Origin of the sequence: Pseudovibrio exalbescens DSM 16456 (assembly GCF_000422785.1) — a bacterium.
Lineage (GTDB): Bacteria > Pseudomonadota > Alphaproteobacteria > Rhizobiales > Stappiaceae > Pseudovibrio > Pseudovibrio exalbescens.
On sequence record NZ_AUGS01000005.1, the window covers coordinates 122,794 to 134,890 of the forward strand.

The 12,097-nt window shown below is 55.7% G+C and carries 12 protein-coding genes and 3 tRNA genes; 4 read left to right on the top strand and 11 right to left on the bottom strand.

The window, feature by feature from the left end:
• The 7 genes from sseA to G512_RS0105545 form a co-directional block, all read right to left on the bottom strand.
• Complete coding sequence (gene sseA, locus G512_RS0105515) at positions 1–846, bottom strand: 3-mercaptopyruvate sulfurtransferase (RefSeq protein WP_028480843.1); 846 nt, start codon at positions 844–846, stop codon at positions 1–3.
• 3 nt (positions 847–849) lie between these two features.
• Positions 850–1,566, bottom strand: coding sequence for an alanyl-tRNA editing protein (locus tag G512_RS0105520; protein ID WP_028480844.1), 717 nt, complete (start codon positions 1,564–1,566; stop codon positions 850–852).
• Positions 1,567–1,661: 95 nt separating this feature from the next.
• A complete protein-coding gene (gene cls, locus G512_RS0105525) occupies positions 1,662–3,092 on the bottom strand; it encodes a cardiolipin synthase (RefSeq protein WP_051268987.1) in 1,431 nt (476 codons plus the stop codon).
• 72 nt (positions 3,093–3,164) lie between these two features.
• Positions 3,165–4,208, bottom strand: a complete 1,044-nt coding sequence (locus G512_RS0105530) for a cysteine synthase A (RefSeq protein ID WP_028480846.1) — start codon at positions 4,206–4,208, stop codon at positions 3,165–3,167.
• A 212-nt stretch (positions 4,209–4,420) separates the two neighbouring features.
• On the bottom strand, positions 4,421–5,068 hold the full coding sequence (locus G512_RS20155; RefSeq protein WP_143181411.1) for a hypothetical protein: 648 nt from the start codon (positions 5,066–5,068) through the stop codon (positions 4,421–4,423).
• Positions 5,069–5,371: 303 nt separating this feature from the next.
• Positions 5,372–5,446 (bottom strand) — tRNA-Asn (locus G512_RS0105540).
• A gap of 53 nt (positions 5,447–5,499) precedes the next feature.
• Positions 5,500–5,574, bottom strand: a tRNA-Asn gene (locus G512_RS0105545).
• 401 nt (positions 5,575–5,975) lie between these two features.
• On the opposite strand from G512_RS0105545, the gene cobU reads away from it, so the two are divergent.
• Genes cobU through G512_RS0105560 form a run of 3 tightly spaced genes read left to right on the top strand, consistent with a single transcriptional unit; the run spans position 5,976 to position 8,351 of the window.
• Positions 5,976–6,551: a bifunctional adenosylcobinamide kinase/adenosylcobinamide-phosphate guanylyltransferase gene (cobU, locus tag G512_RS0105550; protein ID WP_028480847.1), complete on the top strand. Its 576-nt coding sequence runs from the start codon at positions 5,976–5,978 to the stop codon at positions 6,549–6,551.
• A 28-nt stretch (positions 6,552–6,579) separates the two neighbouring features.
• Positions 6,580–6,879, top strand: coding sequence for a YrhK family protein (locus G512_RS0105555; protein WP_028480848.1), 300 nt, complete (start codon positions 6,580–6,582; stop codon positions 6,877–6,879).
• Positions 6,876–8,351: a cobyric acid synthase gene (locus G512_RS0105560; protein ID WP_028480849.1), complete on the top strand. Its 1,476-nt coding sequence runs from the start codon at positions 6,876–6,878 to the stop codon at positions 8,349–8,351. Before G512_RS0105555 ends, G512_RS0105560 begins: the two co-directional genes overlap by 4 nt.
• Here G512_RS0105560 and G512_RS0105565 read toward each other — a convergent pair.
• From G512_RS0105565 to cobD, 3 genes are read right to left on the bottom strand one after another with little or no spacing between them, the layout of a single operon-like run.
• Positions 8,348–8,959 carry a DUF938 domain-containing protein gene (locus G512_RS0105565; RefSeq protein ID WP_028480850.1) on the bottom strand — a complete coding sequence of 204 codons (612 nt, stop codon included), beginning with the start codon at positions 8,957–8,959 and terminating at the stop codon, positions 8,348–8,350. The genes G512_RS0105560 and G512_RS0105565 overlap by 4 nt on opposite strands.
• Positions 8,960–8,975: 16 nt before the next feature.
• Entirely contained in the window at positions 8,976–9,947 is a 972-nt protein-coding gene (gene cbiB / locus G512_RS0105570) for an adenosylcobinamide-phosphate synthase CbiB (protein WP_028480851.1), read from the bottom strand.
• On the bottom strand, positions 9,944–10,954 hold the full coding sequence (cobD, locus tag G512_RS0105575) for a threonine-phosphate decarboxylase CobD (protein WP_028480852.1): 1,011 nt from the start codon (positions 10,952–10,954) through the stop codon (positions 9,944–9,946). The genes cbiB and cobD overlap by 4 nt, the downstream gene beginning before the upstream one ends.
• 256 nt (positions 10,955–11,210) lie before the next feature.
• Here cobD and G512_RS22025 point away from each other — a divergent pair, with 256 nt between their 5' ends.
• Positions 11,211–11,822: a molecular chaperone TorD family protein gene (locus G512_RS22025; protein WP_051268991.1), complete on the top strand. Its 612-nt coding sequence runs from the start codon at positions 11,211–11,213 to the stop codon at positions 11,820–11,822.
• Positions 11,823–11,884: 62 nt separating this feature from the next.
• Here G512_RS22025 and G512_RS0105585 read toward each other — a convergent pair.
• Positions 11,885–11,958 (bottom strand) — tRNA-Cys (locus G512_RS0105585).
• Positions 11,959–12,097 lie beyond the last annotated feature (139 nt).

A 12,097-nucleotide genomic window follows, 5' to 3' on the forward strand; every position in this document is an offset into this window, starting at 1 on the left:
TTAGTCTGCGCCGGTGGCGATGGGGGTGTCACTTCGGCTGCCCCATTCGGACCAGGAGCCATCATAGACCGCGTGATCATCATGCCCTGTCAACGTGAGGGCCAGAGCAACTCCAGCGGCTGTGACGCCTGAGCCGCAAGTGCAAACGGCGCGGGTTTGGGGGGTAACACCGGCTTCCGTGAAAATGGTTTTCAGTTCGTGAAGGGGCCGGTAACAACCGTCGATCAACAGATCGCAGAGTGGAACTGACTTTGCTCCGGGCATGTGGCCGGACCGCATCCCCTCACGAGGTTCGGGGTCTTCCGCCGTAAAACGACCGCGACCTCGCGCATCCAGAATAAGGCCGGGCGCGCCGTTGACAACTTCTTGAACCACATCAAGGTCGTAGACCTTCGATCGATCCAGCGCACCAGTAAGCGTGCCGCGGGCGGGCTTGGTGATTTTATCCGTAACCGGATGTCCTTCAGCTTGCCATTTGGGCAGTCCGCCATCCAGAACATGAACGTTTTCAAGACCGAATATGCGCAACATCCACCACGCGCGCGGGGCCGAGAAAATGCCACAAGCATCATACACGACGATGGTCTTGTCGTTTCCGACACCAAGCGCCGAGACCTTCTCGATGAAGTCGTTGTCGGTGGGCAGCATATGGGGCAAATCCGTGGTCGGATCTGCAATGTACTCGATGTCGAAGAACTGCGCGCCGGGAATGTGGACTTGCCGGAATTCTTCCCTCGGGTCTCGTTGAGTAGCTGCAAGGTGGAAGGAGGCATCCAGGATCACCAGATCCGAACGTTCCAGATTGTCTCGCAGCCATTGTGTGGTGACCAGTGGGGTAACAGGCATTTTTCAGTCCTCCAGTTGAATGCGAACCCGGCGGTTTTGGCGGCCCTTTTTCTCAATCTTGGCTATGCGAACAGAGCCTATCTCCCGACTATGAGAAACATGTGTACCGCCACAGGGTTGCAGGTCGATGTCATCGCCAATTCTAATGAGTCGGACCTTTCCGCTACCAGTCGGTGGTTTTACGCTCATGGTCTTGACCAGATCTGGATTGGCAGCCAACTCCTCATCCGTAATCCATTCAAATGTGACTTTGTGGTCAGCGTCCACCAGTTCCTGAAGCTGGGTAGAAAGGGCTTCCTTGTCGAGTGTTGCTTCGGGGATATCAAAATCAAGTCGCCCGGTTCCATCGGAGATTTGCCCTCCAGTGACCGGGTAGGGCAGGATCACGGAGAGCAAGTGCAGCGCGGTATGAACGCGCATGAGCTTGTAGCGCCGCGCCCAGTCCACGTGCAGGGTAATTGTGTCTCCGACCATAGGTGCAGCACTACCATCAGCCAGTTGATGTTGAATGGTTTTTCGATCTTCGCCGTAAAAGGTATTGACTATGGTGAGCTTGGTGCCGTTACCCAATTCCATTTGCCCACAGTCGCCCGGTTGGCCACCGCCGCTTGGGTAGAAGACCGTTCGATCCAGAACCACGTTGTTCCCCTCCAGCACATCGACAATCTTGGCTTCGCATGAGCGTAAGTAGGCGTCATCGTGGAACAGGGCTTCAGTCATGGTGGCTCCTTCAGGTTGCACATCTTGTGGCTGTCAGCGTACGCCGTGTTACGCTCAGGTCAATGGAGTTGGTTTCAAGTGATGAGCTGGTCTGCTTAAAGTATTGGAGAAAACAGCTTGGCGGCCTGACACAGAATGCGAAATGCATACCGTCGGCTGCGCAGTTCCGCCAGGCCGGTCTGGCGGGCATTGTCGAAATCGGTTCGCAGCATACGTGAGGTGTCGTCAATCATCTGAGCGCCTGTGAACCACAGTGTGATCTCGAAGTTGATGTTGAAGGAGCGGTTGTCAAAGTTCACTGTGCCTATACCGGCCAAGTGATCGTCAACGAGGATAACCTTCTGGTGCAGGAAGCCTTCCTGATACCGGTAGATCTTGATGCCATGGTCGATAAGATCGTCTGCGTGGGCATAACTGGCCAACCAGACAAGGCGATGATCCGCCTTTTCCGGCAACAGGATACGCACATCTACGCCGCGCAGGGCCGCCGCATAGAGAGCAGTGAGCACTTCGATGCCGGGGACAAAATAAGGGCTGACGATCCAAAGGCGGTCGCGGGCTCGTGAAATGGTTTCAGCAAAGGCGATGGAGCAGTCTTCAATCGGATCGGCCGGGCCAGTGGGCATAACCAGAACCGGTTGATTGCCGGGAGTTTCCAGTGTCTCCGGAAGGGCCACATCCAGCAGGGAGCCTGTTGCCCATTGCCAGTCTTCTGCAAATGACAGAGCTGCGGCAATTGTCGCTGGTCCATCTACCCGCACATGGGTATCTCTCCAACGGCCGAGTGCTTTGGAGCGCCCCAGATATTCTCGTCCGATATTGTGGCCGCCAACCCAGCACTGTTTGGCATCTACCACTACCACCTTGCGATGATTGCGATAATTCAGGCGCATGGGCCCCAATAGGCGCAGCAAGCGATGGCGCTTGTTGAAGCCACTGACTTTTACGCCGGCGTTGCGCAGACGGTTGATATAGCCGCGAGACAGCGAGCGCGAGCCCACATCGTCATAAAGAAAGTAGATGGTGACACCTTCCCGGGCCTTGTCGATCAGGGCATCCGCCAGAGCCTGACCAACTTCGTCATCGCGTACAATGAAGAATTGGACGAGGATAAAATGCTGTGCCGCGCGAATGCCTTCCAGAATGGACCTGAACGTGGCTTCCCCATCAATGAGCAGGCGGCAGTCGTTGCCCTTGAGAAACGGCAGGGGGGTAATTCTATTATGTACGGGCCACGTCTCGTTGGCCTCATGGTCAATCAGAACGCCATGGCGGCGATTGACGTCTTGCTCGAAGGAACTGAGGCCACGTTGGATTTCGCCATAATCATCAAAGCGCTTCCATGCAAAGATGAGATACAGGAATGCCGTGGGAAACGGGAGGAAAAACAGGGAGAGCAACCATGCAATGCTACCCTCCGACGTGCGCCCCCACATGATTTCGCGGGACGCGCAGACGATGGCGAGGCCGTAGATGAAGGCTGTGACAAGGGCAACAATCGTTACCGTGCTGAAGAAACCATCCATGCGATACAACTCCTGCCCGCATGGATATCATATTCGACCGGGAAGGGAAGCTATGAAACCTTCGGTTTTCGTCTAAGCTTCCTCGGTGGTAAAGGGAACGGGAATATCGAGTGTGGTCTCCATCCATTTTGGACTTGGAAGGCCCTTTGATTTCAAGAAGTTGGGATTGTACAACTTGGATTGATAGCGGGTGCCGTAGTCGCACAATATGGTCACAATAGTTTTTCCGGGTCCCATTTCCTGACCCAGTCGAATGGCACCGGCTACATTGATGCCGGAGGAACCGCCAAGGCACAATCCTTCATGTTCGAGCAGGTCGAAAATGATCTCCAGTGCTTCTGCATCGGGAATCTGGAAGGGGATATCAATCGGAGCGCCCTCCAGATTTGCGGTGATACGCCCCTGGCCAATGCCCTCTGTTATGGAGGATCCCTCGGACTTCAATTCGCCGTTCTTGTAATAGTTGTAGAGCGCTGCGCCCATGGGGTCTGCAAGGCCAATTGTAATGTTCTTGTTGCGAGCCTTCAGTCCCTGGCCAACGCCTGAAAGTGTCCCGCCCGTGCCGACGGCACAGATGAAACCATCAATCTTTCCATCGGTTTGCTCGAAGATTTCAGGTGCCGTCATGGCGATATGGCCATCGCGGTTGGCGGTATTGTCAAACTGGTTGGCCCAGATGGCGCCATTGGGATCAGAGCTTGCCAGCGCCTCGGCAATTCGCCCGGAAATCTTGATGTAGTTGTTCGGGTTGCGATAGGGAACAGCAGGCACTTCAATAACCTGTGCGCCCGCAAGGCGGAGCATATCCTTCTTTTCTTGGCTTTGTGTTTCGGGGATAACAATCACACTGCGAAAACCCAAAGCGTTTCCTACCAGTGCTAGTCCTATGCCGGTGTTTCCCGCTGTGCCTTCCACGATAACACCGCCCGGTTTCAGTTTGCCCGACTTGATCGCATCCTGGATGATAAACAGTGCGGCACGATCCTTGACCGACTGGCCAGGATTCATGAACTCTGCTTTTCCGTAGATATTACAGCCTGTTATCTCGGATGCCTTGCGCAGTTTGATCAGGGGGGTGTTGCCTATGGCGTTAATAACGCTGGAATGGGCGGTCATGCGTAGCCTCGCGCACTAGCGGTTTATCCTTATGGCAAGCTAAGGCCAGAAACGCTTTACGACAAGCTACAGCAATTGGCGTCTGGCTGGCATTTTAGAAATGAGTTCTATAGATCATGTGCTTTGTAGTCTGTGTTTCTTCTCGGGGCAAAAAAGAACCCTTGTCTTGAAACAAGGGTTCTAATCAGGAGAGAGGTCTTGTTTTATGGTTTTTAATTGACCAGCGAAACCAGGGCCTTTTTCACTGTCTCTCCGTTTTCACCAGCGCGCTCCATGAATGATTGGCGGTGGAGCGGGTGAACTGGCTGTTCTTTTACAAACTCGATGGATGCGTTCGTTTGCGTTGTTTCGACGTTCTGATGCGTTACAACGATACGTTCTGCGTTCGTTTCGATACGGGCCTGATCTTTCTCGACTGTTGAACTTGTGGTTGCCAAGACCGGTGCTTCAACACCGCGAGCGCGGACGACAAGGGCCCGTCCATCAGGCAGCATGTGCGTCTCATTTTCTTGAACCTGAGAATCGTAGATCACTTCCCCATGGGCATCGATCAACTCAACCCAGATCTGTTTTTCATTGTTGAGCTCTACTTCGCCCACCCATATGGACAGGTCGCTATCCAGCGGGTCGTCACTGATGCTGTCTGCGGCCGGAGCCAGAGTGACATCAAGATAATCCTCAGGCATGGCGTAGGTGACTGCCCGGTCGCCCTTGGCGGCTGAGTTGGTGATGGATGCCGCCTCAGACGGCGAGAGCGTGATGGCAGTTGCACTCACTACTAAAGCAACTGCCAACACTAGGGGCCCCAGATTACGCAGGGCATTGGTGGACCTTCCGGAATTCCGATGGGTATTCAGCACGTGACCCTCCACCTTTGTTAGTTCTTTTTACCGCTACATTACTGCGGCTTTTCGTTAGGAGAAGCGTAAACAAGTCAGGATTAAAGACTATGGGATCACGATTGCATGAAAAAGAGGTTTCTCGCTCACGTTACTTTCGGGTAACTGGAGAAATGGTTAATATTTCACTAACGAGATGAAATGATTGCGGAAATTATCACGCAATTTTACGGTGTGAATACTGAGGGATAACGGGGATAAGGCGTTCACGAAAAAGTGAACACTGAATTTTTCCAGCGAAATGGAGAGTGCAGCTTTGAAAAATGGCTCCCCGGGCCGGATTCGAACCAGCGACCAAGCGGTTAACAGCCGCTTGCTCTACCACTGAGCTACCGGGGATTACCAGATCTGTTTCAAAAACAAGACCTTCATGTTCTGCAAACGGTAAGGAGTGGCTCCCCGGGCCGGATTCGAACCAGCGACCAAGCGGTTAACAGCCGCTTGCTCTACCACTGAGCTACCGGGGACCAGTGCGCCGTGAAGCGCGTCGTCGCCGTTTGCGTGAGGGGGTTTTATAAAAGCCGGTTCGATTTGCCAAGCCTGTTTTTATAAAAAATCCGGCGTTTGTGGACAGAAGCGCGACTTTTCTGGGGGCGCAGGTCTGCAAAAGGTAAAAAATAGCAGAAATCAGCCATTTAGCTCTCTTGTGAATAATTTAGACCGGGAAGTTTTTGTCTGCTGTATTTGTGTCAGCAGAGGTACCTAGTGCACTGTTACTGCGAAGATTTTCAGGCGCGTTGAACGCGGGTAAACGCTTCACTGCGTGCCTTCAGGGCAAAGTTGTTGTGGCTGGTCTGGCTTCCTGTTTGACCCGCCCGCCTTTGATTGTGCTTATATGCGGGTCTAACTCAAGGGGTGGGACTGGGACATGAGTAATCAATCAACACATCAAGCCGCTGGAGGAGGTAAGCCGTCCCATGTTCTGGTGACGGGCGGCGCGCGATCGGGCAAAAGCCGTTTTGCGGAGGCCCTCGTGGCTGGTGCAGGCCTTAAAAAGGTATATGTGGCGACTGGGCAGGCGTTTGATGCAGAAATGCGCTCTCGAATTGAGCAGCACAAGCAAGACCGGGGCAGTGGCTGGACAACAGTTGAGGAGCCGTTGGCACTGGCTGAGGTTTTGCAACGGGAAAGCCGCCCGGACCGGGCAGTTCTGGTGGACTGTCTCACACTGTGGTTGTCCAACCTGATGCTGGAGGACCGGAATATTGCCGAGGAAGTTGCGAAGTTGGGCGCGAGCCTGAGCTTTTTGCATGGGCCTGTTGTATTTGTAACGAATGAGGTGGGGCAGGGAATTGTGCCGGAGAATGCGCTGGCGCGGCGGTTTCGTGATGAAGCGGGCCGGTTGAACCAACACATTGCCAGCCTGTGCGAGCGTGTTGTGTTGGTGGCAGCAGGGCAACCGGTGCAGATCAAACCTTCGTTGCACCCAGCCATAAAGCTCTGAAACGTAATTTACGGGTGTCGGAGGATTGATGAAGCTATTTGATGCGCGGCTGCGCAGACAAAGTGAAGACCATTATGAGGTGGTTCGCCGCTACGAGCTATGGCGAACGGTAATCGAGTTTTTCGCTGCGGCACTGTTTGTGGTGGGCAGCGTCTTCTTTTTCTATGATGCGTTGATTTATGCCGGGACCTGGTTGTTCTTACTGGGCTCCATCCTGTTTGGGGTCCGGCCAACCATCCGTCTGCTGCTTGAATTGCGCTTGGCTCGATTGCCGGTGCCCAGGGAGTTTCGTCCCTATGGCGCCGAAGATGAGACGCCGGGCCAATGAGGGCGCGTACACATCTTCGGCCTGCGGTCATGGTGCAGGGAACGGGCTCCAACGTCGGCAAAAGCATTATGGTTGTCGGGCTGGCGCGGGTGTTCGCTCGACGAGGGCTGAGGGTGTTTCCTTTCAAGCCGCAAAACATGTCCAACAATGCGGCAGTAACAGCCGACGGCGGCGAAATTGGACGAGCACAGGCCTTGCAAGCGTATGGTGCCGGTGTTGTGCCTTCGGTGCATATGAACCCGGTGCTGTTGAAGCCGGAAACCGATCGGGGCTCTCAGGTTATCGTCCAGGGGCGGCGATTTGGAACGCTGGAGGCTCGCGACTTCGGGCGCCAAAAAGGGTCTTTGCTTTCCTATGTGAAAGAGAGCTTTTGCCATTTGGAGCAGGAAGCCGATCTGATTCTGGTTGAAGGGGCCGGTTCTCCGGCCGAGATCAATCTGCGCTCAGGCGATATCGCCAATATGGGATTTGCGCAGGCGCTGGATGTACCCGTTGTACTTGCCGGTGATATCGACCGCGGGGGTGTAATTGCCGCGCTGGTTGGGACTGCTGCAGTACTGGAATCCTTTGAGCGTGATCGAATAAAGGGCTTTTTTATCAATAAGTTTAGAGGGGATCCTTCACTTTTTGATTCCGGTTTGACGGAGATAGAAAATCGCACGGGCTGGCCTAGCCTCGGTGTTGTGCCGTGGTTTGAAAAGGCCGGTGACTTGCCGGAGGAGGATGCCCTTGGACTTGATGACAGGCAGGGTACAGGCAAGGTGACCATCGCCGTTCCGGTTGTCAGTCGCATTGCCAATTTCGATGATCTGGATCCCTTGAGAATGGAGGAGCAGGTCACGCTCCGGCTGATTTATCCCGGGCAAGCGTTGCCGGGTGACGCTGACCTCGTGTTGCTGCCGGGGACGAAGTCCACCATTGGAGACCTCGCATTTTTGAGGGCACAGGGCTGGGACATCGATATTGCTGCTCATGTCCGCCGTGGCGGCCGGGTTCTAGGCATTTGTGGCGGCTATCAGATGCTGGGTCGCACGATCAGGGATCCGCATGGCATTGAAGGAGCGCCGGCAAGCTGTGAGGGCCTTGGGTTGCTTGATGTGGAGACGCTGCTCATGCCGGACAAGCAGGTGGTGGCACAAACAGGGACGCATCTTTCAAGCAACGAGGCTGTGTCCGGCTATGAAATTCACATCGGGCAAACACATGGACATGATTGTGCTCGGCCTTTCTTGAAGATTGGCGGGCGTCCCGATGGGGCGCAAACGGCGGATGGCCAAATTGCAGGCACTTACCTGCATGGACTGTTTGGCTCTGACGGGTTTCGAGCGGCGTATCTTGAAAGCCTGGGCGCAAAATCCACTCTTGCGTACTCAGCAAAGGTTGAAGCAGCCATGGATGGGCTTGCGGACCACTTGGAGCGCCATCTTGATTGCGATCGCATTCTGGCCATTGCGCGATCGCGGGGTGGCTAACGGCGCTGCCAAACAAGAAACTGATTGTTGGCGGGCATCGCGTGGTCGGCCACAAGGGACAAGCCAATGGCCTGTGCCAAGGCATCGACCGCTTCAAAGTCGCGAATGCCGCCGCCGGGATAGGTTTCCTTCAGCCAGTCGTCAAAGCGTGCGTTGCTCTCGGTTGTGAAGGCGCCTTCGTACTTGTAGGGGCCATAGAGGAACAGATTCCCGCCGGCGTCGAGCGTTGCATCCACGCCCTTGAAGAACGCTTCCACAAGGCCCCACGAGATGACATGAAGGCAGTTGCATGCATAAACGGCATCGTAGCGGTTTTGGAACAACTCGTTCTGTGTGGCCCAAGGGACTGCGGCGATGTCCAGCGGTTGCGGGAGCAAAAGGTTGTCCGGTTGGCCTTCCAACTTGAAACGTGCAGTGATGCCCGGAAGGTTGTGGGGAAGGTCGGTTGGTTGCCATGTGGTGTGCGGCAGGGCCGTTGCAAAATGCAGAGCGTGCTGGCCGGTGCCGCTGGCAACCTCTAGTACCTGCGCCTGTGTTGGCAGATGGCTGGTAAGCTTTTCCAGAATGAAGCCTTTGTTGTTATCGGCAGCTTGATTGAAAGGCAGCACGTGGGTCTCCGTTGGTTCAAAGCGGAATGGACAGCGCGACCAGAATAAGGGCCTGAATGCCGCAGGCAAACAGGAGAACTTTCAGCGCTCTCGTGATGTCGTCAGCGGTTGCGGGCTTGCGACCTGCTTTGTTGAGGAAGGCATCATCGACAGAATAACCCGGATACTGGCGCGGCCCGGCAAGGGCAATGCCCAGCGCCCCGGCCATGGCTGCTTCGGGCCAGCCTGCATTGGGGGAGCGATGGTTGGCGGCATCCTTGCGCATGACAGCAAAAGCTGTTTCCGGTCTGGCGTTGACGGCGATGGCACCTGCGCAGATGAAAAGACCCGCAAGGCGTGAGGCTGGCAGGTTGATGAGATCATCCAGCCGGGCACTGGCCCAACCAAAATGGCGGTGACGCTCCGTCTTGTGGCCGATCATGCTGTCAGCAGTGTTGATGGCCTTGTAGGCCAGAATGCCCGGCAGCCCCAACAGAGCGAACCAGACCACCGGGGCCACTACACCATCAGAAAAGTTTTCCGCGCACGATTCGATGGCTGCACGGGACACGCCAGCTTCGTCCAGAGCTTCCGGGTTGCGCCCCACGATCTGGCGGACCGTACGACGGCCAGCGTCTAGCCCTTGGTTGCGCAGGGCATCACGAACCGCGGCGACGTGTTCGTACAGGCTTTTCTGAGCAATGAGTGTTGCCCCCAGCGCCGCGATGAGCACTTCACCAAACGGAATTTCTTCCAGAAGATCTTGAAGAACATACCCGAGCACCAAGGCGCCGATGACAAGCGCACTGGCAAGGACCGCGCCGTTGAGGCGGCGAACCTGCACCGACAGATCCGGGGTGTTGAACCGTCGATCTGCCATATCAATGACCTTGCCAATCAGCGCCACCGGATGGGAGACGCGTTTCCACAGCCAGTCAGGTTCGCCGAACAGCGCGTCCAGCAACACGGCAAGTACGACAATCCAGAGCGTGTGCTCGAACAGGATCATCGCGCGACCTCCTGCATGTTGAAGGTGGCCAGTCCCTGTTCCAGTCTTTGCCACTCATCCTCGGTCGCTGGATGTCCCAGACGCAGCCAGTTTTCGGAATAGTCGAACAAGCGGGTCCAGATGTGTCTGGTAGCGAGATGGTAATGCAGATCGGCAGCATCTTCGCATGATATGAGCGTGAACAGGGGGGTCTGGCCGGTGACCGTGAAACCGGCCGCCTTTACGAGGGTTTCGAGGCGCTGGGCTTCCTCTGCCAATTGGGCTCGCATGGTTTGTTGCCAGTCATGGTCGTTCAATGCGGCGTGGCCGATCTTCAGCGCCGGGCCGGAAACAGCCCAGGTGCCGAGCCGCTCACGCATGGTGCGACAAACGGGGCCGGGTGCAATCATAAAGCCCAACCGCACCCCTGCAAGGCCATAGAACTTGCCGAAGGAGCGCAGCACCACCACGGACTCATCCTGAATGTGGGGCAGCAGGCTTGAGGCCGGGATGCTGTCGGCGAAGGCTTCGTCCACGATCAGCATGCCTTCGCGCTCATGGAGCGTTCTGGCGAGGGTAAGCAAATCTTGCGGGTTGTACTGCGCACCGGTGGGATTGTTGGGGCTTGCAACCACAACATAAGGCGTGTGCTGCGGGATCTGGTCCACAGAGGGAACAGCAGTGATGGCATGTCCGGCGCTGGCCCAGCTTTCAGCGTGAGAGGCATAGGTGGGGGAGACGATTGCAACGGATGTACGGGAGACCAACCGGGGTAATTGGGCGATCAGGGCTTGAGTACCTGATGCAGCTACCACTCCCATGGTTTTCGGCACTTGATAGGCGGTGCGAGCTGTCTCTACGAGGGCATCGTGCGCGCTGGGCGCTGGCAGGCGGGTCCAATCCTCAGCCGTAACCAGAGATGAGTGGGGATAGGCATGCGGGTTGATGCCGGTGGACAGGTCCAGCCAGTCGGCTGACGTACCACCGAACCGAGCCATCGCTTCGCTCAAATCTCCACCATGACGCATGGCGTGTCTCCTTTTTTGCGTTTCCCCGTTCCTACAGCAAAAGCCTTGCAATCCCTAGGGGATGCGCTGTGATTGGCGGGGATTTCCAGATTGAAGAAACATGGCCTCGCCGTGTTGGCACATGAAGTGATCTGACCTTGTGATCTTATCAAGGGGTTGGAACATAAAAAGAACAAGGTGCCTTGTGAAGATGGGGCGCTGGGAAGGGCCGGCACCAGCCGTGACCGCTTTTGGCGGCCCGAAAGAGGTCTAGTCAATGGAGATTAAAGCGCCCTTGGGGCCTGCAGTGTTGTGCGAGTGGTTTGCTGGCGTGTTTTTTCGCGAGCTCACGCGGGAGCAAATGCAAAACTATGGCGTGGGTGGTTTTGACAGGCTGGCTGCCGAGCTGGATCAGGCAATCGGCCCGCCCAGCGTAGGACCCCTTGAGGAAATCAAAGGCGATCTTAAAAGGTGGCAGAAAGCACCATCATCGGAGTTGGAATTGGCGGCTGATTTCGCTGCGCTGTTTTTGGCAAATGGTGTCGGGGTCGCCATGCCATATGCCTCCTTCTATGAGACAGGTGGCAAGAGACTTTTCGACAAGCCGCACCACAGAATGGCCCGGCGATTGGAAGCCGCGGGGTTGACTGTGGATGTGGACGCGCGCGAGCCTGCTGACCACCTCTCTTTTCAACTGACCTATCTGGCTGAGCTTTATCTTGCGCAACAGCCGCCGGAAACGCCTGAGGAGTTCATCAGACTGGAGCTATTGACCTGGGTGCCGAAGTTCACGCGGGATGTTGCGCCCGTGCCGACCACATACGGGTTTCACAAGGCTGTACTGAAACTGCTGAACGCATATCTGCAGCAAGCTGCACGCCGCGCATGATCCGCCCTATCGCGGCGGTTATCCGACGCTGACATTCATCAAAGTATTTTGGGAGAAGAGAGTGGAGGCCTCTGCCGGAATCGAACCGGCGTACACGGATTTGCAATCCGCTGCGTCACCACTCCGCCAAGAGGCCACCGTGTGGTGTGGAGTGGCTTTTCTGATATTTGGCGCTTTTAGTCAAGCGCTGTGGTTCAATTAATCGACTGCAATTGTGAAAAAACTCCGACGCCTAGGGATTTTACCAGTGTTTGCAGGGGCTGGTGACGTATGGG

Coding starts and splice junctions, on each gene's coding strand:
- sseA (WP_028480843.1), bottom strand. CDS start 846: ATGCCTGTTACCCCACTGGTCACCACACAATGGCTGCGAGACAATCTG.
- G512_RS0105520 (WP_028480844.1), bottom strand. CDS start 1,566: ATGACTGAAGCCCTGTTCCACGATGACGCCTACTTACGCTCATGCGAA.
- cls (WP_051268987.1), bottom strand. CDS start 3,092: ATGGATGGTTTCTTCAGCACGGTAACGATTGTTGCCCTTGTCACAGCC.
- G512_RS0105530 (WP_028480846.1), bottom strand. CDS start 4,208: ATGACCGCCCATTCCAGCGTTATTAACGCCATAGGCAACACCCCCCTG.
- cobU (WP_028480847.1), top strand. CDS start 5,976: ATGAGTAATCAATCAACACATCAAGCCGCTGGAGGAGGTAAGCCGTCC.
- G512_RS0105555 (WP_028480848.1), top strand. CDS start 6,580: ATGAAGCTATTTGATGCGCGGCTGCGCAGACAAAGTGAAGACCATTAT.
- G512_RS0105560 (WP_028480849.1), top strand. CDS start 6,876: ATGAGGGCGCGTACACATCTTCGGCCTGCGGTCATGGTGCAGGGAACG.
- cbiB (WP_028480851.1), bottom strand. CDS start 9,947: ATGATCCTGTTCGAGCACACGCTCTGGATTGTCGTACTTGCCGTGTTG.
- cobD (WP_028480852.1), bottom strand. CDS start 10,954: ATGCGTCATGGTGGAGATTTGAGCGAAGCGATGGCTCGGTTCGGTGGT.
- G512_RS22025 (WP_051268991.1), top strand. CDS start 11,211: ATGGAGATTAAAGCGCCCTTGGGGCCTGCAGTGTTGTGCGAGTGGTTT.